The sequence below is a fragment of the Pseudomonas sp. ICMP 561 genome (assembly GCF_002699985.1).
GTDB classification, from domain to species: domain Bacteria; phylum Pseudomonadota; class Gammaproteobacteria; order Pseudomonadales; family Pseudomonadaceae; genus Aquipseudomonas; species Aquipseudomonas quasicaspiana.
On record NZ_LKBT01000012.1, the window covers coordinates 1 to 20,392 of the forward strand.

The 20,392-nt window shown below is 56.0% G+C and carries 19 protein-coding genes; 8 read left to right on the plus strand and 11 right to left on the minus strand.

Translation table 11 applies throughout. The features are described from left to right. Window positions 1–181: 181 nt before the first annotated feature. Both AO242_RS10210 and AO242_RS10215 read right to left on the minus strand, forming a co-directional pair. A complete protein-coding gene (locus AO242_RS10210; protein WP_099268610.1) occupies window positions 182–1,318 on the minus strand; it encodes an alkene reductase in 1,137 nt (378 codons plus the stop codon). A gap of 139 nt (window positions 1,319–1,457) precedes the next feature. Continuing rightward, window positions 1,458–2,135 carry a type 1 glutamine amidotransferase domain-containing protein gene (locus AO242_RS10215; protein ID WP_099268611.1) on the minus strand — a complete coding sequence of 226 codons (678 nt, stop codon included), beginning with the start codon at window positions 2,133–2,135 and terminating at the stop codon, window positions 1,458–1,460. A 213-nt stretch (window positions 2,136–2,348) separates the two neighbouring features. Between AO242_RS10215 and AO242_RS10220 the strand changes: the two genes are divergently transcribed. Then, entirely contained in the window at window positions 2,349–2,933 is a 585-nt protein-coding gene (locus tag AO242_RS10220) for a TetR/AcrR family transcriptional regulator (RefSeq protein WP_099268934.1), read from the plus strand. Window positions 2,934–3,100: 167 nt separating this feature from the next. Here AO242_RS10220 and AO242_RS10225 read toward each other — a convergent pair whose 3' ends face one another. Both AO242_RS10225 and AO242_RS10230 read right to left on the minus strand, forming a co-directional pair. Beyond that, on the minus strand, window positions 3,101–3,874 hold the full coding sequence (locus AO242_RS10225; RefSeq protein ID WP_141562203.1) for a hypothetical protein: 774 nt from the start codon (window positions 3,872–3,874) through the stop codon (window positions 3,101–3,103). Between the two features lie 61 nt (window positions 3,875–3,935). Continuing rightward, the gene (locus tag AO242_RS10230; protein WP_099268613.1) at window positions 3,936–4,784 is read right to left on the minus strand and encodes an SDR family oxidoreductase; all 849 of its coding nucleotides are present in this window, start codon (window positions 4,782–4,784) and stop codon (window positions 3,936–3,938) included. Window positions 4,785–4,903: 119 nt separating this feature from the next. Between AO242_RS10230 and AO242_RS10235 the strand changes: the two genes are divergently transcribed. Next, entirely contained in the window at window positions 4,904–5,785 is an 882-nt protein-coding gene (locus AO242_RS10235; protein WP_257153410.1) for a LysR family transcriptional regulator, read from the plus strand. Window positions 5,786–5,983: 198 nt separating this feature from the next. On the opposite strand, the gene AO242_RS10240 is transcribed toward AO242_RS10235, so the two are convergent. Continuing rightward, window positions 5,984–6,778, minus strand: a complete 795-nt coding sequence (locus tag AO242_RS10240; protein ID WP_099268614.1) for an ABC transporter permease — start codon at window positions 6,776–6,778, stop codon at window positions 5,984–5,986. Continuing rightward, a complete protein-coding gene (locus AO242_RS10245) occupies window positions 6,775–7,488 on the minus strand; it encodes an ABC transporter ATP-binding protein (protein ID WP_241154042.1) in 714 nt (237 codons plus the stop codon). Before AO242_RS10245 ends, AO242_RS10240 begins: the two co-directional genes overlap by 4 nt. 286 nt (window positions 7,489–7,774) lie before the next feature. Here AO242_RS10245 and AO242_RS10250 point away from each other — a divergent pair, with 286 nt between their 5' ends. Beyond that, window positions 7,775–8,041 (plus strand): hypothetical protein, encoded by a 267-nt coding sequence (locus tag AO242_RS10250; protein WP_141562204.1) that lies wholly within the window; start codon window positions 7,775–7,777, stop codon window positions 8,039–8,041. Window positions 8,042–8,070: 29 nt separating this feature from the next. Here AO242_RS10250 and AO242_RS10255 read toward each other — a convergent pair whose 3' ends face one another. Both AO242_RS10255 and AO242_RS10260 read right to left on the minus strand, forming a co-directional pair. After that, window positions 8,071–8,745 carry a response regulator transcription factor gene (locus AO242_RS10255; RefSeq protein WP_027897862.1) on the minus strand — a complete coding sequence of 225 codons (675 nt, stop codon included), beginning with the start codon at window positions 8,743–8,745 and terminating at the stop codon, window positions 8,071–8,073. A gap of 61 nt (window positions 8,746–8,806) precedes the next feature. Further along, the gene (locus AO242_RS10260) at window positions 8,807–10,447 is read right to left on the minus strand and encodes a phosphoethanolamine transferase (protein WP_099268937.1); all 1,641 of its coding nucleotides are present in this window, start codon (window positions 10,445–10,447) and stop codon (window positions 8,807–8,809) included. Between the two features lie 322 nt (window positions 10,448–10,769). On the opposite strand from AO242_RS10260, the gene AO242_RS10265 reads away from it, so the two are divergent. From AO242_RS10265 to AO242_RS10280, 4 genes are read left to right on the plus strand one after another with little or no spacing between them, the layout of a single operon-like run. Next, on the plus strand, window positions 10,770–11,459 hold the full coding sequence (locus AO242_RS10265) for a histidine phosphatase family protein (protein WP_099268616.1): 690 nt from the start codon (window positions 10,770–10,772) through the stop codon (window positions 11,457–11,459). Beyond that, window positions 11,456–12,325 carry a phosphatase PAP2 family protein gene (locus tag AO242_RS10270; protein ID WP_099268617.1) on the plus strand — a complete coding sequence of 290 codons (870 nt, stop codon included), beginning with the start codon at window positions 11,456–11,458 and terminating at the stop codon, window positions 12,323–12,325. Before AO242_RS10265 ends, AO242_RS10270 begins: the two co-directional genes overlap by 4 nt. A 12-nt stretch (window positions 12,326–12,337) precedes the next feature. Beyond that, window positions 12,338–13,087, plus strand: a complete 750-nt coding sequence (locus AO242_RS10275; RefSeq protein ID WP_099268618.1) for a phosphatase PAP2 family protein — start codon at window positions 12,338–12,340, stop codon at window positions 13,085–13,087. 10 nt (window positions 13,088–13,097) lie between these two features. Then, entirely contained in the window at window positions 13,098–13,463 is a 366-nt protein-coding gene (locus AO242_RS10280) for a hypothetical protein (protein ID WP_049826681.1), read from the plus strand. 147 nt (window positions 13,464–13,610) lie between these two features. Here the strand turns inward: AO242_RS10280 and AO242_RS10285 are convergent, their stop codons facing one another. The 3 genes from AO242_RS10285 to AO242_RS10295 all read right to left on the minus strand — a co-directional run bounded on the left by AO242_RS10285 (window position 13,611) and on the right by AO242_RS10295 (window position 17,307). After that, window positions 13,611–14,816 (minus strand): sugar transporter, encoded by a 1,206-nt coding sequence (locus AO242_RS10285; protein WP_027897871.1) that lies wholly within the window; start codon window positions 14,814–14,816, stop codon window positions 13,611–13,613. Window positions 14,817–14,938: 122 nt separating this feature from the next. Then, window positions 14,939–16,363: a sugar porter family MFS transporter gene (locus AO242_RS10290; protein WP_027897872.1), complete on the minus strand. Its 1,425-nt coding sequence runs from the start codon at window positions 16,361–16,363 to the stop codon at window positions 14,939–14,941. A gap of 431 nt (window positions 16,364–16,794) precedes the next feature. Continuing rightward, window positions 16,795–17,307 (minus strand): GNAT family N-acetyltransferase, encoded by a 513-nt coding sequence (locus AO242_RS10295; protein ID WP_099268619.1) that lies wholly within the window; start codon window positions 17,305–17,307, stop codon window positions 16,795–16,797. A gap of 247 nt (window positions 17,308–17,554) precedes the next feature. On the opposite strand from AO242_RS10295, the gene AO242_RS10300 reads away from it, so the two are divergent. Further along, a complete protein-coding gene (locus tag AO242_RS10300) occupies window positions 17,555–20,359 on the plus strand; it encodes a PAS domain-containing sensor histidine kinase (RefSeq protein ID WP_257153411.1) in 2,805 nt (934 codons plus the stop codon). The last annotated feature ends 33 nt before the right edge of the window (window positions 20,360–20,392 follow it).

Consider the following 20,392-nt stretch of genomic DNA (forward strand, 5'->3'; position numbering starts at 1 on the left):
CTCCCACGGTCTGTACTGTTGCAGCAGTCAGATGCGAACTGTTCGTCCCACCACCCCTTCAAGTCTAACCATACAAGCGAGTGGGCGGCATCCCGACTTGCCCGCGACAAGAGCAACCAGGTTTACCTGTCAAATCGCAGATATCTGAATCGCGAGCAAGCGTCACGTCGTATCTGGATGACTACTCAGCGTACACCGGATAATCCACATAACCCTCGGCGGTACCGCCATACACCGTCGCCGGATTGATCGGATTCAACGGCCAGTCATTAGCAATACGGGCGGGGAGGTCCGGGTTGGCAATGAACGGTCGGCCAAACGCGACGAGGTCCGCCAGGTCTGAATCCAGCAGGGCTGAACCGCTTTGTGCCGTGTATTTTCCGGCATACATGATGGCCCCGCTGAAGGTGCTTCTCACGTCACGGCGGAATGCTTCAGGCATGGCTGGCGCGTCATCCCAATCGGCTTCGGCAATGGACAGATAAGCGATGCCGACGTTCTCCAGAACCTTGATGGCTTCGATATAAGTGGTGTGCGGATCTTCTTCTACCAACCCCAAGTAAGTACGGTCTTCATCCGTCGTCGTGAACAGAGGCGCAAAACGTACGCCGACTTTCTCTTTGCCAATGCACTCGGCAACACCCGCAACGATTTCGCGCAAGAAGCGCAGGCGATTATCAAGCGAGCCGCCGTACTGGTCTTCGCGATGGTTGCTGTGGGCCGAAATGAATTGGTTAACCAGATAGCCATTGGCGCAATGCAGTTCTATGCCATCGAAACCAGCCTCCATCGCATTGCGGGCGGCTTGAATGTAGAGCTGAACAAGCTCCTGGACTTCATCGGTGGTCAGCGCTCTCGGCATCGAAGGTTTGACCAGTTCACCTGCGCCCGGCGCGGTTTCGATAAACACTTTCACCTGATCCGCTGCAATGGCCGAGGCCGATATGGGGGCGTCGCCATTCGGTTGCAGCGCGGTGTGAGACACCCGGCCGACATGCCACAGCTGGGCGAAGATCACGCCGCCTTCGGAATGCACCGCCTCCGTCACCTTGCGCCAACCAGAGACTTGCTCGGGCGTATAGATGCCAGGTGTCCAGGCGTAGCCCTGACCGCGAGGTTCGATTTGCGTACCTTCAGTCACCAGAAATCCCGCACCTGCACGCTGGCTGTAGTACTGCGCCATGAGTTCATTGGCGACGTTGCCAGGCTGGCTGCTGCGTTGCCGGGTGAGGGGCGGCAGGACAATACGGTTTTTGAGAGAGTGATTTCCCAATTGAGTCGGGGTGAAGAAATTGCTGTTTTTGACTGAGTTGTTCATTGATCTGCCTTGTTCGACATGGAAGGTCCTGGTGCTTATTAGACCAGTCGACTAGTTTTTAGCTAAAAATAATGGACGCTTTGCCGTTCGGCGCAGCGTCCACGGTGAATCGTTTTACAGGAAGTCTTAAGCCTGAGAATCAGCCCAGTTTTTTCAGCAATGCTTCAGCGACTGCTGCCGAGCTTGCAGGGTTCTGGCCAGTGACCAGTTGACCGTCTTCTACAACGTAGACCTGCCAATCGCCCAGCTTGGAGTAGTGCCCGCCCAGACGCTGGAATTCGTCTTCGATCAGGAACGGCACCACCTCTGTCAGGCCAACGGCTTCTTCTTCCGAATTGGTGAAGCCAGTCACTTTACGACCTTCGATCAGCGGCTTGCCGTTTGCGCCTTTGACGTTGATCAGCACGCCAGGTGCGTGGCAGACAAAGCCATGAGGCTTGTTGCTGCGGTCGAAGGCTTCAATCAGCGCAATCGAGTTCTTGTCTACAGCCAGATCCCACAGCGGGCCATGGCCACCTGGGTAAAAGACTGCGTCGAAGTCTTCAGCGCGGACATCTGACAGCAGGCCAGTGTTGGCGAGTACGCGTTGAGCCTCAGCGTCTTTGCGGAAGCGATCGGTCTCAGCGGTTTGCGCATCAGGCTCGTCGCTTTTCGGATCAAGTGGTGGCTGACCACCGGCTGGCGAGACGACAGTGATGTCGGCACCCGCATCCTTGAACGCGAAATAGGGAGCAGCAAATTCTTCGAGCCAAAAGCCGGTTTTCTTGCCGGTATTACCCAGTTGATCGTGCGAAGTCAGAACCATCAGAATTTTCATAAGGTACTCCTTGAAGGTGAAGGACTGGCAATGAGGCGATCGAAGCGGGAGCTGGAAAACCAGCGCCTCAGGTCACCGATGGACAAAGCTTAGACTCGGAATAGACCAGTCGTCTAGATTTTTTTTCAAAGCGCGTTCACAAAGTTGGTCATTCAACCCGCATGATCGTTCAAAAAATAGACGACTGGTCTAATGTTTGGTATTTTGCGCCTTATGAAACCGACCTATGACGACACTCGCCAGCATTTGCTCGATACCGGCCACCGCATGATGGCGGGGAAGGGCTTCACCAGCGTGGGGCTCAGTGAGCTGCTGCAAGTCGCTGGCGTGCCCAAAGGCTCTTTCTATCACTACTTCAAATCCAAGGAGCAGTACGGGCAGGCCTTGCTGGAAGATTACTTTGCTGGCTATCTCGCTGACATGGACAGGCGCCTGGCCTTGCCGGGGCTAACGCCTCGAGAGCGCCTGATGGATTACTGGCTCGGCTGGCAGCAGCGTTGTGTCGAGCCTTTCAGCGGCAACGAGTGCCTGGTGGTCAAATTGAGCGCTGAAGTGTCGGACTTGTCGGAGTCGATGCGCATCACTTTGCGTGACGGTGCCGAGCAAATTGTGGCGCGGCTGACGGCATGTATCAGGCAAGGGCAAACCGAAGGGTGCCTGCCTGGCAGCGATGCGCGACAGCTGGCAGAAACGCTTTATCAGATGTGGCTGGGCGCCAGCCTGTTGAACAAACTACAGCGCGATGGTCAGCCTTTGCAGACGTCGATGACGACAACGAAGCAATTGTTGGGCGTTTAAGACAGCGTTTGATTCTGGCTGCAATAGTTTTTCTGGTTGCACCCCGATCCTGTAGGAGCTCACCGAGGTTACGAGGCCAGCGATCACGGTTTGTCTGACACTCCGCCGTCGCTGGCCTCGTAACCTCGGTGAGCTACAGGGATCCGGGTTGTGATTTAACCTGGCACTCAGACAGCGCTCGTCTGCAGTTTTGAGTTACTCACTCTGCCTGGAACATCTGCAGCCACAGACCGCTGTTGCAGCCAGTAGCCGACACTGGCTGACAGCCACATGGCATAGGTCATCAATTCGATCCCTTCCTCCACAGCCGTCTTGGCCAGGCGTGCATAACCGTCATCCAGAATCAGATGCCAAAGCGAGCCCATGCCGAATACCCGGGAAAACACCAGCACACATAATCCGGTCGACAACGTACCGAAGGCCGGGGTTTTGGTGAAGGCAGCCAAGGCTTGCAGGGTGTTCTGACGATTCGTCGAATTGAAAGCGATGGTCAGCGACGTGATGGCGATCAGCAAAAACGGCCAACACCAGGCGCTATGGCTGATAGGGTCAAAAAGACCGTCGAGCTCCCTCATCAGAAGGCAGGCGAAGAAACCCGCAACCAAAGACTTGAAACCTTTCTGACCATCGTTAGCAGGTGAAAACCAGAAGAGCAGAGCGCAAGCGAACAGCATGATTTCCTGAGAGACTTCAGTGAATGAAGTCTCCAGCAGTTGAGTATCAAATACGGCGATGTCCAGCCAGATCATCCCGAAACGATGCCCGTCAATACAAGTTTGAACAGGAACATGACTGACGCGTTTTTTAAATCTTTGAAAATGAGGGGCAAAACCAAAGCTCCAGACTTGCGAGGCAACCTGATAGTTGCGGTTCGCAAGGGGACGCCTTTTTATTAATAATTTCAAATGCTTCCGTTGATTATCGGAATTGATGAAATTCATACCCCGGATACGGATGTGTGTGGTGGATGCTCCGGGCTGAGCTCTTCAGCCTTCTATAAAGTCAAACGCGGTATTTATTGCTGTCGACATCACAGCCATAAGCCAGGTCTTTTTGAGTGCTTAACAACGTTTGGCGCTCGTGTAATTTCGCATCGATATTGTCCCAGGCAATACTGCCCAATGGCACTCGAAGCGGTAATGCGTCGGCTTCTGCGATGGCGATCATCTGCTGGGCAATCTTGACCGGGTCGCCCATGTGCGGGCTGAACTCGCCACCTTCAAGGCGATTGCGCAGGGCGTTTACCGGGCTGTTTTCATAAGCGCCTGACGGCGATGCACTGTCGATACCGGCAAGAAAATTCGTCGCCGTAGGGCCGGGTTCCAGCAGACACATCTCGATGCCAAAGTGGGCGACTTCCTGAGCGACCGCTTCAACAAATCCCTCCTGACCCCATTTGCTGGCGTGGTAGAGGCTGAAGCCTGGATAGCTGATCCTTCCGCCTTCGGAACTGACCTGGAGAACACGACCGCTCCCTTGTTGGCGCAGGTGAGGTAACAGCGCCTGGATGAAAAAGATCGAGCCGAGCAGATTTGTCTCGATCTGACGTCTGATCTGCATCTGGGAAAGCTCTTCCGCAGCCCCGAAGGTCCCGTAACCTGCATTGCTGATGACGATGTCGATACGCCCTAATGCCTGAAAAGCCTCAGCGACGGCTGGGGCGATGCGGTCGCTATCGGTCAGGTCCAGTTGAATGGGAACGAGCGATTCGGGAAAGCGTTGCGTCAGATCATCCAGTACACCATCGCTGCGGTAGGTGGCAGCGACCCGGTCGCCGCGTTCAAGCAGCATTTCAGTCATGAGTCGGCCGAAGCCAGAGTTTGCACCGGTTATGAACCATGATGCAGGCATGTTGATGTCCTCACTTGTTTGTGGATTTCAAATCAAGGATGGGACTGGCATGCTGTTCTGAATAGACCATCAATCACGAACAGGCTGATCGAAAATTGACACCAATCCATGACCTTAGCTTGAAAAGCCTGCGCATGGCGTTGGCCGTCGCGGACACTGGCAGCTTCCGCAGCGCCGCTCGATTGCTTGAAATGGCGCCTTCGAGTCTCAGTCACGCAATCACTGAACTTGAGGTAACACTCAAGCTGCGCCTGTTCCATCGCACCACCCGTAGCGTCGCGCTGACGGTGGAAGGTGAAGCTTTCCTGTCCCGAATTCGTCCGGTACTCGGTGAGCTGCGCGTTGCCGTCGACGAAATCAACCAGCAGCAGGACGGCAGCATCAGCGGTGAGCTGCGCATCAACACCCCGTTTGCTGCGGCCCGCTATCTGTTGAAGGAGGTGGTGCCAGCGTTCATGACGCTTCATCCGGACATTGAGCTTGAGCTACGCCACGAGGAGCGGCCGGTGGACATCGTCGCCGATGGCTGTGACGCAGGCATCCGGCTGGGCAGCAGTGTGCCGATCGACATGATCGGCGTGCCGTTTGGCGGCAAGGCACGTTTCGTTCCCGTGGCTTCTCCAGGCTATCTTAAGCAATACGGTCGTCCCGTTCACCCGGCGGAGTTGAAGACGCATAGATGTATCCGGATCAGAATGCCCAGAGGCGAGCGCTATGCCTGGGAGTTTGAACGGCAGGGTGAAAGAGTCGAGCTGGATGTGCCAGGCTCGCTGACCGTCAACCGCATGGCCCTGATGATAGAGGCTGCCGAAGGTGGCCTTGGAGTGGCGTTTGTCCTGGAACAAGCTGTCGCGCAAAGTCTGGCTGACGGAAAACTGCAATTGTTGCTGAATGACTGGTGCCAGGATGAACCAGGGTTAATGCTTTATTACCCGGGGCGACGAAATGTGCCTGCGCCGTTGCGGGCTTTTATCAGTTTCATTCAGGCATTGGGGCGCTGAGCGAATCAACTTGTTGGCGAGGCCGTTATCGTGTTTCGCCCGATGCACCGCTTCGCGACCGTCGTAACCTCCGATGGCTCCTACAGGAAATCGCGTGGTGCCATGAATTCCGCGTGTGCTCCGCGCCGTGCCGAAACGCGTGATCTGTAGGAGCTGCCGAAGGCTGCGATGGCGGTCTGTAAGCCTGGTGCGTCTCCATCAGACTCTATTGGTCAGCTTATGCATCATGAAACGATGATCAGCCGAGAATAATCGACGGTACGTCAACAGTACGGCGCAGACGGTGCCGAGTGCTGAGGACGCGGCGATCAGGAACATGATCACGATCTGATAACGGACAGCTTCTACGGGCGATTGCCCCGCCAGCACCTGGCCGGTCATCATCCCGGGCAGGCTCACGATGCCCACCACGCTCATCTGATTCAGAGTAGGCGTCATGCCTGCTCTTACTGCTTGCCGGGCCGCCATTTGCGCCGCTTCCCAGCGTGAACCGCCCAGTGCGAGGATTGTTTCCACGGTACTTCGTCCCGACGACAGCTCCTGCATCATGCGTTCGATTCCCAGCGACACACCGGTCAGGGTATTGCCCAGAATCATCCCAAGAATCGGAATCGCGTACTGCGGTTCGTACCAGGGGCGAATCTGAATAACCAGCAACAGACCTATCGCAGCCACTAGCCACGAGCTGCCCCACACTGACACAACACTGTCCAGACGCCGCCCGGCATAAGTGCGGTTGCCTCGTCCCGCTGCCGACATACCGGCAATCAACGTCATCAGGCACATCAGCGGCAGCACGACATACCAGTAGGCAAACTCGAATACCCAGCCAAGGATGTAGCCGATAGCAAGTAGCTGAACGACCGTGCGTACCGAGGCCCAGATCAGTTGACGCTCCAGCCCCAGTTTCAAACCCAGGGATAACGCCCCGTTGATCAGAATCAGGCACGCGGCGATGGCGATGTCTGCAGCCGACAGGCTTTGATAGATCATGAGTTACCCATCGCGCTCAGCACACCGGCGTGCATTTCAAATCTGACGTTGCTCATTCGCTGCGCCTGATCGAGATCGTGCGATACCCAGATATAAGCGCGTGAGGACGTCAGGCCACCGGTAAACCAGGTATTGACCAGTGTTTCTACATCGCGGGAAGACTGAGGGTCGAGCGCGGCAGTAGGTTCATCCAGCAGGATCACTTCCGGCTCCAGCTGAATGGCGCGAATCAGTGCAACAACCTGAGCCTCACCTCCGGAAAGATCGTCTGCGGCCTTCACCAGGAAGCTTTCTGGTTTTCCTGCCTGACGTAAAAGCGCTTTGACCTTCTCGGCATCGAACTTCCTCTGTTTGAAGATATTCAGGCTGTAGGGAAAACGCAGGTTGTCTTCAACGGTGCCATCCATCATCGACGGGCGTTGTGCGAGGTAGCAAATCTGACTGCGATACGAGGGGATCTGCCCGGCATTCACGGGCTGGCCGTGCCAGAGTACTTCACCTGAATCGGGCGCATCCAATAGCGCCAGGGTGCGCAAAAAAACACTTTTTCCAGACCCTGACGAGCCGGTTATCGCCACTCTGTCGCCGCCGCTCAGGATGAAGTCCACGGGGTGGAGTAGCTGGGAGGCGCCATTCTGATCCTGGCGACTGAGGCCGCAGGTTTCGATCAGTTTTAATCGGTGTGTGCCGGGCGAGGCGGGGGAGGACAAATGACCTGCTCCATGAGCGAAAGGGTTAATCAATGAGGGTCGCCAGTTTTCCAACACGCGGGACGCGTCAGATTTGTAGCTTCATGCTGTAGGAAAGCTCTCTTTGTTGGCGCGTACATATCCGGTATCAGCGTGTATCCCTATCATGCCCACGTTTGAACGGATGGATAGGCAAACTGACTATCCATGAACCAATAAGCTCGGTGCGAGCATTATTTTACATGGAGCCAAGGACATGCATGGCTATGGAATGATAGGAGATCTGCTTCATCTGGCTCTTTACCTGATGAGTATCGGATTTTGGGCCGTTCTATGGATGGTCTGCATTTTCAACGCCAAAGGTCGACTCAGGAAATTTCTAGGGGCACATGCACTGTTGATATGCACATTGGTATTCCCGGTGTTGCCTGCCACATTCATCGGCGGCGCGCTGCTTGCCTTTGGCATCGAAGGCATTGCCTGGAGCTTTTGTATCGTGGGTGTTGGTGTGCCGTTGGCAGGTCTGGGGCTGGTGCAACGCTATATTCAGATCAGACCCGCGGGCCGCGAGTAGGCTCTGGCGACCCTGCCTCAAGTGCCGAACTACCGTGGCCCTTGCAGCTTGTAACCCATGCCATGAACGGTATGCAGCAACGGGATATCGAACGGTTTGTCGATGGTCTTGCGCAGCATGTACAGGCTGGTGCGCAGACTGTCCGAGTCAGGCGTATTGTTGCCCCAGACGGCTTGTTCGAACTCCTTTCGTTTAACCACCATTGGGCTTTTTCGCATCAATAACTCGAGCAGCACCATATTGGTAGGGTTGAGCTTGAGTAATGTTCCGCCTCGCCTGACTTCCAGCGAGTCCAGATCGTAGGTCAGGTCGTGGATCTTGAGCACGTTCTTCTTCATGCCGGTTGAGCGCCACGTGACCGCCTCAACCCGGGCATACAGCTCCGAGAGCGCGAACGGTTTGACGATGTAGTCGTCGGCGCCGACGTTGAACCCGGTCAAACGATCTTCCAGTTGATCACGTGCAGTCAGCATCAGGACCGGAACCTGCTGGCGGGCGTCTTCGCGCAGCTTTCGACAGAGCAGATTGCCGTCCATGCCGGGCAGCATCAGGTCGAGGATGATCGCGTCGAAATTGCCGGTCGTCGCCAGATGCAGTCCCGTCAGCCCGTCTAGCGCACCGACGACTTCACAACCTTTCAGCGTGAAGTACTCCGAAACGTTGGCGAGAATATCTTTATGGTCTTCGATAACAAGTATGCGCATCGGGCTCACATTATTTTCTGGTCTACCGGGACAGGGGGGGCTGTCCCGGACATGACGTTTGTTATTTGTTGGCCAATACGCCGTCAGCAGTACCGTTTCTGCAACCGGCAAACATATCCAGCGACGGGTCGTAAACGTGAGTATGCACCTTCAGTAAACCCAGCATCGAATGGAACAGGTTGTCCTGGCTCAGAGACGCATTACGGGTTTGTTGCAGGCATGCCGTATCAAGGGCAAAAGACTGCTGATAGTTATCCGAAAACCAGACCATCATCGGCACATGTTTTTGCTGGTCCGGGGCGAGCATGTAGGGCGTGCCGTGGAGGAACAGGTTGTATTCACCCAGCGACTCACCATGATCGGAAAGGTAAATCATCGCGGTGTCTACGTTGGTCTGGTTGCGGCGCAGGATATCAATCAGGCTCGCGAGTACGTGGTCGGTGTAGAGCAACGTGTTGTCATAACCGTTCACGATACTGTCCCGGCTGCATTTATCCAGCGCATTGCTTTCACAGACCGGGGTGAATTTCTCAAACTCCTTCGGATAACGTTTGAAGTATTCCGGGCCGTGGCTACCCATTTGATGCAGTACCAGCACCGTGTCTTTGTCCAGGTGCTCAATGAAGTTCTGCAGCCCTTGCAGCAGGATTTCATCCCGGCATTCACTGTTGGCGCACAGCTCAGGGTCTTTCAGCTTGCTGACATCCTGCAGCGTAACCCGGTCGCAGGTGCCTTTGCAGCCGGACTGGTTGTCACGCCAGATCACGTCTATTCCGGCACGTTTGAGCACGTCCAGCAGACCTTCCTCGGTTTTGGCGGTGGGCGCGTCGTAGTTCTTGCGTCCCATGTTGGAAAACATGCACGGTACCGACACTGCCGTTTCAGTCCCGCAGGAGTGGACGTCCGTAAAGGCAATCACGCCAGGTTCTGCTCGCAGTTGCGGGGTGGTATCCCGGTTGTAACCGAGGATCCCGAAATTCTCGGCGCGGGCACTTTCGCCTACGACCAGTACGGTGAGCGATTTACGTGGGCGCTGTACCCAGGCACTGTCTCGGGTGGCATCTTCGCCGACTTTCAGAAAAGGTTTTTGCGCCGTAACCACTTGTTCACGCAGGTAGCCGAGTGAGGCACCAACGTAGTTGCTGGGCACCACCATTAAACGTAACTCGTGGTGGTTGCGGAATAGAGACGATAACCCTTGATAGTTGACCAGTGCCACGCTGCCAATCATGGCGGCGCAGCCGAGAGTGACGAGAGTCTTGCTGATGAGTTCGCGGTGCAGTGGGCGATAACTGATTGGGGTTTTCCATAACAGTAAAGACGGAACGATGCCGAGCAGTAAGATATAAACGAAAAGTTTAGGCGACAGTAGATCCCATACTTCGGTTGCGTTGGTCTCGGCAAAGTTTCTTAACATACCGGCATCAATCAGTACGCCGTAACGGCTCATGAAATAAGCGACGCCCGCACTGATCATGAATAAGGTGATCAGTACCGGTTTAAATGTTTTGCGAAACGCCAGCAGCGTCAGCGTGATGTTAAACACGCCAAACAACATGATGCCGAACGCCAGACGAAGCATCGCGTTGTGGTCGGTAATACTCACGAGGTGTTGCCAAAGGGTGCTGTTGAATCCGAGTAACAGGAAGGCGCTGCCGAGCGCCGTCGCTACCTCGGGGCGAAGGTGTTTGATTTTAAACATGTGATTCCGCTTCACTGAATGAGGGAGGTCGCTCGAGTGATTGAGCATGGTGTCTCCAATGGCGCAGACTCTAGGCAGGGAATGATCAAATTTTTGTGAAAAACATGCCAATAAAAGGTGGATGTACTTGTAGAAGTTAATGCTAATTGTTAGCAACTGAACGGCGGCTGAATAACTGCATTTTGGCGGGCTGTTTGCGACTTATTTTTCACATCGTTTTCACTGCTCTCCCACGTTGTTAACTTTAGGCTTTGCTCACAGTACGACAACTTCAGGGGGCGACGCCTGACGGTTGCCATGGTCTTTTTGCAGGAGCGAAGGCGTGAGCACTACCCTGATCAATGAATCAGTTATTCCCGGTAAAACCTCTTTCACGGCTATGTTCAGCGGCCGTTCAGTAATGTCCGTGGCGGCGGCTATTTTTGCTGTGGTATTAATTGCCTGGTTTTATAAAGCGACTCCCGTCGTCGATCTAAGTACTAATAACAACTTTAACAATTCTAAATTGTATGACCGCTGGGTCCGGGGAGATGTGGTGGTCATGGTCCGACACGCAGAACGTTGCGATCGCTCTGGTAACCCATGCCTGGGAAGTGCTGATGGCATCACTGTCAAAGGCAGCCAGTCAGCACAGGCAGTGGGTGTCGGCTTGCAGCAAATGGGTCTTGAAAACTCCCGGATCATAGCCAGCCCGCTGACTCGCACTCGCCAGACGGCTGACTTTATTCTGGGTCGAGTTGTACCGGCCCAGAGCTGGGCCGGTGAATGCAACAGCGGTTTCAAGGACGCTGTTCTGGCGCACAAGCAGCTCGCACAAAATCTGGTGCTGATTACGCACAGCGGTTGCATCGATCAATTTGAACGCAAGATGGGCGTGCGCGCAGGCGACCGCTCCAGCGAATACACCCAGGCAGTGTTCGTAAGTGTCGACGGTAAGCATGCGCCGAGCATCATCGGTTCAATGGACGCAGCGCAGTGGAAAAACATGACGATCGGGCAGGTGAATCAATGAACGCTTTGAGTGCCCGATCCCGCTTCTATTCCCGCTATCTGGGCGTGCCATTGTTGTTGGCGTTGATAACGTTCCTGGCCTTTGATCTGACCGATCTCGACCGGCTGTTCAGCAACCTTTTTTATGACCCTGCCGCTGGCGTTTTCCCCATTGGTCAAAGTCGTCTTTTTGAACAGGTAACTCACAAGTGGGCCCGGATCATTCCGGACTGGACGGGTGAGCTAGCCATTATCGGTGCATTGCTGTCGTTCGTCTGGCCGTGTGTGGAGCGCTATCGTCAAACACGCCCCGGCCGATTCATCGCCCGCTCGCGGGTGGCAAGTCTGCTGAAATTTCTGCAGCGGCACCGGCTCGATTTCTTTTTCGTCATCGTTGCCTTTGCCCTGAGTACCGGACTGATCCATTACCTCAAAAGCCACACCAGTATTTATTGTCCGGTGGAAACAACGCTGTATGGCGGGAAACAGTTGCATAAGGAATGGTTCGAGAACTTCACGTTGTGGCGTGAAGCGGGCGCTGGTCGCTGCTGGCCAGGGGGACATGCCTCCAGTGCATTCAGCCTGTTCGCCGTGTATTTCGTCGCACGACGCTACCGTTGGCAGCACTCCAGGTTGTTGCTGGCAGGCGTGATTCTGTTGGGCCTCGTCTACGGCACAACGCGGGTCTTGCAGGGCTGGCATTACCTGTCGCATACGTTCTGGGCAGGCATTTTTGTCTGGTTGAGCACGTTGCTGGTGGCGCTGTTTTTCTACGGCCGCTCGGCCTTGCAGCAGCCGATACGAGCCGGCGCAGAGCCCGGGATTGAGTCCGTACCGCTAACCCCAGAGCCCCAACACTTAACAAGCACTGCATCTGTAATCCAATAACGGAACCTGTCCATGGCTATTGCACTACCGCTTCGCGCATCGCGACCTTTTGATTTTCGACTCGCATTAGGTATCCCCATCGTCTTGATGGGGCTGATGTTGCTGCTCGATCCAACGGCTCTGGATTTCTCCATCGCCCAGATGTTTTATGTGCCGGGCGAGGGCTTTATTGGACGTAAAAGTTACTGGCTGGAAGACATCCTCCACGACCGCGTGAAGCAGGCTGTGATTGTGCTATTCGTTGTACTGACGATTGCTTATCTGAGCAGCTGGTTTTCTTCCCGCCTTGCTGAATGGCGCAGGCCGCTGGGTTACACCGTTCTGGCGATTGCATTGACCACTGCCATTGTTACGCCGCTGAAAGTGGTGACTGCCGTGCAATGCCCGTGGAGCCTGAGCGATTTTGGAGGCAGCGAGACTTACACGCCACTGCTCAGCCAGCGCCCGGACACCCTCAAACCTGGCCGCTGCTGGCCGGGCGGGCATGCTTCTACCGGCTTCTCGTTGCTGGCCTTGTTCTTTGCCTTGCGGGACCGCCATCTGAAAGGGGCACGAATCGCCTTGGGAATTGCGCTCGGGTTGGGCGTGATTTTGTCGGTGGGCCGGATGATGCAGGGGGCGCATTTCCTTTCCCACAACGTCTGGACTTTACTTTTTGACTGGGTGATTTGTGTGCTCTGCTACCGCTGGATTCTCTATCGTCCGCAAGCACAGACGTCGTTCAACTCTGGCTCCATAGAAGCGGCAGGCGGGAAGGGCTGACATCATGCACATGCAAATCTCGGGTGGACGTGCCATTGCGGTGTTGTCGTTGTTTCTGTCTGTCGCTGTGCTGGCAGGCTGTGAAAGCACCCGGGAACGACTGCTCGCTCAAGGATATCCAGCGCCGTATGCCAGTGGCTTTGACGACGGCTGTGGCAGTGGTCGGCAAGCGGCTGGCGCCCTCGGTGAGTTTCGCAAGAACGTGCCCGTCTACCTGGAGGATCGCAAGTACGCCACGGGCTGGGATGACGGCTTCCGCCAATGTCAGGCCACTACCACCAGCGACTTTCAGCGTCATGTCGGTATCGACAGCCAGGCTGATCGGGACTGGCAGCACAGCAAGGATCAGGCGTGGAGCAGGGCGATCAGGCATTGAAAGACGAGGCGCATAGCGAAAATGGATAAACAGTATGGCGTTTGCAAACGCTATGCAGAGTGCAGGAAGCGTCAGTGATGTTGGTCTGCATGGCCACCCGGTATCACGTACCGGGCGGCTCAACTGAAGGCTTCTGAGCAGGCCCTGTCAGTGCATGATGTCAACGGTGCCAGGTCCCGGTTCAGCACTGCCATAGCGCTGGCTCGTTATCCGACTGATGATCAGGGCACACAAGGCCAGGAACCCGCCGACGAAGCCGACCCACGCCGAGCCCAGATGATGCACCACGATACTGCCCAGTAGTGCACCGGCACCGATGCCGACGTTGTAGATGGCAGAGTGCATGGCGGACGCGACATCGGTGGCGTCGGGTGCCAGTTGGATGACCTGCGACTGCATCAGAATACCGAAGCACAACATCGCCAGCCCCCAGAGCGCAAAAACCACGACCAACGTGTAAATGCTCCATGAAGCCCAAAGCATCAAGGTCAGGCAGATGCACAACGAGCCGATGGCCATGGTGGTCAGGTGGTTGGCGAAGCGGGTGTACAGGGTGTTGAAGAAAATCGACCCCATCAGTCCGGCCAGGCCAAAGAGCAGCAGCATCCAGGTGGTGGTTTCTTCGCTGAAGCCCGCAACCGACTGCACAAACGTCTCGATGTAGGTGTACGCGGTAAAGTTGGCGGTGACCACCAGTGCCGTGATGCCATACAGAGAAACCAGCGCCGGGCGTTTGAACAGGATAGGCAGGCTTTTCAGGCTGCCGCTGTTTTGACTCGGGAGCAGGGGAAGCTTTTTAGCCAGCAGAAACCAGATCAGCGCTGCGACGGCTGCGATGGTGATAAACGTCGCGCGCCAACCCATGCTTTCGCCCAGCACGCGGCCGATGGGAATCCCCAATACCATAGCCAGCGAAGCGCCCATTGCCAGCAGGCTCAACGCCCGCGAACGATTACCGCCCGGGGCCAGGCGCACCGCCAGCGAAGCGGTGACGGACCAGAACACAGCATGCGCCAAGGCAATGCCGATCCGGCTGATCACCACCATGGTGAAGTTAGGTGAAAGGCTTAGCGCGATGTGGCTGACGATCAGCGTGCCAATCGCCACTTTGAGCAACAGCCGTCGCTCAACGTTGCGAGTCAGCAGCATCATGGGCAGGGACATAAGCGACACCGTCCAGGCATAGACCGTCAGCATCGGCCCCACCTGTGCAGCGGTCATGTCGAAGCTGCTGCCAATGGCATACAGCAGACCCACCGGGGCAAATTCGGTGGTGATGAAGATGAAAGCTGCTACTGCCAGTGCGCCTACACTGATCCAGCTGGTCTGTTGGGTGTCGGCAGAGGTACTCATGAATCCTCGCAAAAAAAATTGGCGGACGCTTGAGCGTTCGAGCGTCCGCCGGGTGTATTACTGAGCCATTGAGCGTATCAGGCTTGCAAGCTCCTGCGATTAGAGCAGCAGGCCCAAGGTGTTTACAGCTCTTTTTTCATGTGTTTCTCGATCTCTTCCAGTGATTTGCCCTTGGTTTCCGGCAGGCAGAAGAACACAAACAGTAGAGAGCCAACGTTGATTACCGCAAAGACAAAGAACGTGGGGTTACCCAGTGTGTCCAGCGCCATCGGGAAGAGAAATGCCACCGCAGCGTTGAACAGCCACTGCATGGACACCGCAGTACCGGTCAGCAGGCCGCGGATCTGCGAAGGAAACAATTCAGACATAAGCAGCCAGTAAACCGGCGAAATGCACATCTGCATGAACAGCAGGAACAACAGGATGCAGGCGAGGGCGGCGTAGCTCTGGGTCAGGTTCTGCGGCATAAATTGCAATACACAGCCCAGGGCGATCTGGGCCAGAATCACTGTCACCAATCCGGTCATCAGCAAATGGCGACGGCCATAACGCCCAATGGCCCAGATGCCCAGCAGGGTTGCGATGACCGAGACGACGCCGTTGCCGATGGTGGCTGTCAGAGCGGCATTAGTGCCCATGCCAGTGGTCTTGAGAATGATCGGGGTGTAATACATGAAGGCGTTCACGCCCGTGAACTGAGCGGTGAAACCCAAGCCAATGCCGATAAGCAACAGCTTGATTATCCATCCCTGACGCAGCAGCTCGGAAACAGGCGGACGCTTGCGGGCGTTTTCCTTCTGCGACCTCATTTCTTCGACTTCGCGCTTGGCCTCTTCAGGCGTATCGCGCAGCTTTTCCAGCACATCCTGGGCATCGTCAAAGCGCCCTTTGGCGGCGAGCCAGTGCGGAGAAGGCGGGACGAAGAAGGTACCGACCAGCAGCAAAATGCCGGGCAGCATGGCGATAGCCAACATGTAGCGCCAGATGTGCGAGGAGCTCAGCAAGGCCGCCATCAGCGCACTGAGGACGTAGGCGAGCAATTGACCGCTGACGATCATCAGTTCGTTGCGGCTGACCAGTCGGCCACGTTTTTTCGGGCCGGCAATTTCCGCAATGAACACCGGTACCGTGGCGGAGCCGCCACCGACCGCGATGCCCAGCACAAAGCGAGCGGCAACCATGAACGGAATCGACGGCGCGATGGCGGTACCCAAGGCACCTGCGATGAACAGCAGTGACAGCAGGCGCAGGGTCACGCGGCGCCCGTAACGGTCGGACAGATAACCACTGCCCAGCGATCCGAATGCTGCGCCGACAATCAGCGAGGACGTGATTAGCCCTTCTGTAAAAGCGTTAAGCCCGAGTCCACCCTGCTCGACAGGCAGCGTCATGAACGGCAGCGCACCGGCGATGATGCCCGTGTCATAGCCGAACGCCAGGGCACCCATGGTTGCAACGAGTACGGAAATGAATACCAATCTGCGGGCCGAAATATGCTGCCCGCTTTTATCGCCGCCCAAGGAGGCGGTTGTCGTGTTTGAGGACATGAACTGCAGATCCTTTGATTGAACGATGACGCGGCTGGGCAGGGGACGTTCCGATGCTGGTGCAGATTGACGGAAAATAGCCTTGCCAGACCGCTGGCTTGAAGGCTTAGGGGGTGGTCAGTCGGGCTAGTTCCGTAAAAACCGGAAACATATTGAATTAAAGGTTAATCGTTTCAGCCTGCGGGATTGCGTGCGTGTAGCGTTGCCGGGTTTTGGCGCAAGCAATGAGCAGCTTGAGAGCAGACGTGGGACCGGTATTGGGCGGGGGGCGGTTTGTCCGCCGAAGAAAATTGAGCGAATACCCCGACGTCCTTCAGGCTGAAACAGTTCCTGCAGATTTTCGTAGGTTCTGTGGGAGCCGGGCTTGCCCGCGATTGGGTTTACAGATTATCGCTGGCAATCCCGGCCCACAGGTCCTGCGCAGTCCTGCGTCAGGCCCGAATGCGCGCCATGGTCAGGGCATCGGTGAACTGACCATCACGAACGGCATAATCACGCAGCAGCCCTTCGGTTTCGAAGCCCAGCTTTTCATAGAGAATCACTGCCGCCTGATTGTCTGAATAAACCATCAGCTCGACCCTGCGCAGTTTCATCCAGTTATCAGCCACTTCCAGCAACGCAGTCAAAAGCTGTTTGCCGATGCCCTGGCCTTGCCAGTCCTGCGCGACGGCCATGCCGATCGAGCCACAATGACTGCGGCGGATGCGGGAAAACTGCTCCAGGGAGCCTTGCCCAACCACGGTCCCTTCATGCAGTGCCACGAGGCTGATCAGTCGTTCGTTACTGCTGTCCAGCCGTTTACGCCAGATGTCAGCGGATTGATAAGGCATTTGCAGGACTTGCCGGGCAACTGCAGGGACGTTGTACAAAGCGGTTACGCTTTCGGCGTGGGCCTCGGTAAAACGTTCGACAACGATGGCAGAGGACGGGGCGCGCATTGGCATTCATTCCTTAAGTGCGGGTGCGGCCCGTCAGTATACGGCAGCCATGTCTAACAAGGCTTGCATAGGCTTCTTCAGCGAACGCAGAACGTTTTTGCGTCCCAAGGGTCAATCTGTTTGCAATTAGCCAGTACCCGCAGAAACTGCGATGATTGCGTTTGTTTGCCAGCACTCCAGACTCAGCGGTTCTCTTGCGCTGATTCGGCCGATGATCTTCGTCTTGTGACGCCTTAGCAGTCAGTAAATGCCCATGACCTCCCTCATCAGCCCGACTTCACGCACGCTTCCCGGCGGCGAGACCGGCGCAGCCATCAGAGCTATTGACTGGGCTGCTACCCCCCTTGGGCCTATGCAGAATTGGCCTGCGCCGATACGGTCGGCGTTGAGCATCATGCTCAACTCCCCTGAAAGCCTTTATCTGCTCTGGGGGCAGGATCTGAATTTCTTTTTTAACGATGCCTATCGGCCCATTCTCGGTCCGCGTCTTGACGGGGCTTTGGGGCAGAGCGTCACCACTTTATGGGCCGACGCATGGGAGCAGATACGTCCCGTGGTGGAGCTTGCTTTTGCTGGCGAATCCAGTCGTTACGAAAATCAGCCGATCAGCATGGCGCGCTATGGCGTTGAAGAGCAGACGTGGTGGACATTTTCATTTTCGCCGATCTACGACGAACTCGAAGAGTCGGTGCTGGGTGTTTTGTGCCACACCGTCGAAACCACTCATTCGGTGCGCGTTGACCAGCAACTCAAGTCCAGCGACGAACGTTACCGTGCACTGTTCAGCAACATTGATATCGGCTTCTGTGTGCTGGAAGTGTCGTATGCAGACGAAGCATTGGCGGGCTGCCATCTCGTTGAGATAAACGCTGCCTTCGAGAGCATGACCGAGCTTAAACAGCAGATCGGCCAAAGCCTGCGGGACATTGCCGAAGGGCGTCCGGTGCCCTGGTTTGAGGTCTATGCGCGGGTCGTATTGGGCGGCAAATCGATGGGCTTTAATGCTCCCGCTGTTGCCCTCAACGGGCGCTGGTATGAAATTTACGCCTACAAGATCCATGAGTACGCCCAGAACCGCATCGCGATGTTGTTCAAGGACGTGACTGAAGCCCGTCGTATCGAATCCTCGTTGCGGGATACCGAAGAATTCAACAGCCGGGTATTGGCCAGCAGTAACGACTGCATCAAGGTCATTGATCTGGATGGCAATCTTGCGTTCATGAGCGAAGGCGGCATGCGTGTCATGGATATCAGCGATTTCAATGCCGTGCGCGGATGCCCTTGGCCTGACTTCTGGCAAGATCAGGGGCACATCGACGCCAAGGCAGCCATTGATCGTGCAAAGGCCGGTTTGCCTGGGCGCTTTCAGGGGTTTGCCAATACCTATCTGGGCGCGCCGAGGTGGTGGGATGTGCAGGTGACGCCGATGTTCGATGCCGCAGGCGCGGTGGAGAAGATCCTCTGCATTTCTCGTGATATCACCGCCACTCGTGCTGCGGAAGAAGATTTGCGCAAGCTCAACGCGACGCTGGAAGAGCGGGTTGAAGCCCGCACTCAGGATCGCGACCGTATCTGGCGGCTGTCCACTGACCTGATGCTGATCGCCGAGTTTGAAGGTGCCATCACGGCAGTTAATCCGGCCTGGAGTCATTTGCTGGGCTGGACTCCAGATGAGCTGGTTGGCAGATCGTTTCTGGAGTTTTTGCACCCGGATGATGAACTGAGCACAGCGGCCGCTGCGGGGAAGCTTTCTCAAGGCATCAGCTTCTCCAGCTTTGAAAACCGCTATTTGCATAAGGATGGTTCGTACCGCTGGATATCCTGGACGGCTGTACCTGATCAGTCCTATATCCATGCCGTCGGCCGCGATGTTCAGGCCGAACGCGAGGCAGCAGAAGCATTGCGCCGCACCGAAGCCGCATTACGCCAGTCGCAGAAGATGGAAGCGGTTGGTCAGTTGACCGGTGGTGTGGCCCACGACTTCAATAACCTGCTGACAGTGGTCAAAGCTTCAACCGATCTGCTCAAGCGTAATCTGGACGAGGAACGACGTCGGCGCTACATCGACGCGATCTCCAATGCGGTTGATCGGGCGAGCAAACTGACCGGGCAACTGCTGGCGTTTTCCCGTCAGCAAACCCTGCGTCCTGAAGTCTTTGACGCAGGCAAGAGCGTCCGGGCCATCGGCGAGATGATCAGTTCACTGACCGGTGCACGGATCGAAGTGGTGGTCGAGCTTCCAGCGCAGCCTTGCTACATCAATGCCGATGCCGGGCAGTTCGACACTGCGCTGATCAACATGGCGGTCAACGCCCGGGATGCCATGAACGGCGAGGGCACGTTGAGGATTTGTGTCGAGCCGGTAGGCCATATACCCGCTCGACGGACCCATGCTGCCGTGATTGCCGATTATGTGGCGGTTTCATTGATCGACACCGGTTCGGGAATCGCACCGGACTTGCTGGATCGCATTTTCGATCCGTTCTTCACCACCAAGGATGTCGGTAAAGGCACAGGACTTGGTCTGTCACAGGTCTTCGGCTTTGCCAAACAGTCCGGGGGCGAAGTAATCGTCGAGAGCGAGTTTTGCGAGGGCAGTAAATTTACCCTCTATCTGCCTCGGTCCATCGCCACGCCGAGTGCGGAATATGCGGCACTGGATATGGAACTGCAGACTAGCGGCGAAGGCGCCCGGTTGCTGGTGGTTGAGGACAACCCCGAAATTGGCGATTTTTCCAGCCAGACGTTGCGAGAACTCGGCTACGACATTCACTGGGTCAGGAATGGGGTCGAGGCCTTGGCGGTACTGGCAGAGCGGGCTGATACCTTTCAGGCAGTATTTTCCGACGTAGTAATGCCAGGCATGAACGGTGTGGAACTTGCTCTTGAAGTCCAGAGATTGTATCCGCAGCTGCCGATTGTTTTGACCAGTGGTTACAGTCCCGCTCTGGCTCAGGGAAACTCCCAGGGCTTTACGTTTCTGCAAAAGCCGTATTCGGTTGAAGCGCTGGCCCGGCTGCTGCGTAACGAGATAAGTGCGCGGCAAGGTGGTTGCTGAAATACTTGTCTGTAGGAGCTGCCGAAGGCTGCG

Excerpts from the sequence above, each read along its gene's own strand:
- AO242_RS10225 (WP_141562203.1), bottom strand. The coding sequence starts at position 3,874 with ATGAATTTCATCAATTCCGATAATCAACGGAAGCATTTGAAATTATTA.
- AO242_RS10215 (WP_099268611.1), bottom strand. The coding sequence starts at position 2,135 with ATGAAAATTCTGATGGTTCTGACTTCGCACGATCAACTGGGTAATACC.
- AO242_RS10255 (WP_027897862.1), bottom strand. The coding sequence starts at position 8,745 with ATGCGCATACTTGTTATCGAAGACCATAAAGATATTCTCGCCAACGTT.
- AO242_RS10300 (WP_257153411.1), top strand. The coding sequence starts at position 17,555 with ATGACCTCCCTCATCAGCCCGACTTCACGCACGCTTCCCGGCGGCGAG.
- AO242_RS10210 (WP_099268610.1), bottom strand. The coding sequence starts at position 1,318 with ATGAACAACTCAGTCAAAAACAGCAATTTCTTCACCCCGACTCAATTG.
- AO242_RS10285 (WP_027897871.1), bottom strand. The coding sequence starts at position 14,816 with ATGAGTACCTCTGCCGACACCCAACAGACCAGCTGGATCAGTGTAGGC.
- AO242_RS10270 (WP_099268617.1), top strand. The coding sequence starts at position 11,456 with ATGAACGCTTTGAGTGCCCGATCCCGCTTCTATTCCCGCTATCTGGGC.
- AO242_RS10275 (WP_099268618.1), top strand. The coding sequence starts at position 12,338 with ATGGCTATTGCACTACCGCTTCGCGCATCGCGACCTTTTGATTTTCGA.
- AO242_RS10295 (WP_099268619.1), bottom strand. The coding sequence starts at position 17,307 with ATGCCAATGCGCGCCCCGTCCTCTGCCATCGTTGTCGAACGTTTTACC.
- AO242_RS10220 (WP_099268934.1), top strand. The coding sequence starts at position 2,349 with ATGAAACCGACCTATGACGACACTCGCCAGCATTTGCTCGATACCGGC.
- AO242_RS10230 (WP_099268613.1), bottom strand. The coding sequence starts at position 4,784 with ATGCCTGCATCATGGTTCATAACCGGTGCAAACTCTGGCTTCGGCCGA.
- AO242_RS10240 (WP_099268614.1), bottom strand. The coding sequence starts at position 6,778 with ATGATCTATCAAAGCCTGTCGGCTGCAGACATCGCCATCGCCGCGTGC.
- AO242_RS10250 (WP_141562204.1), top strand. The coding sequence starts at position 7,775 with ATGAGTATCGGATTTTGGGCCGTTCTATGGATGGTCTGCATTTTCAAC.
- AO242_RS10290 (WP_027897872.1), bottom strand. The coding sequence starts at position 16,363 with ATGTCCTCAAACACGACAACCGCCTCCTTGGGCGGCGATAAAAGCGGG.
- AO242_RS10260 (WP_099268937.1), bottom strand. The coding sequence starts at position 10,447 with ATGTTTAAAATCAAACACCTTCGCCCCGAGGTAGCGACGGCGCTCGGC.
- AO242_RS10280 (WP_049826681.1), top strand. The coding sequence starts at position 13,098 with ATGCAAATCTCGGGTGGACGTGCCATTGCGGTGTTGTCGTTGTTTCTG.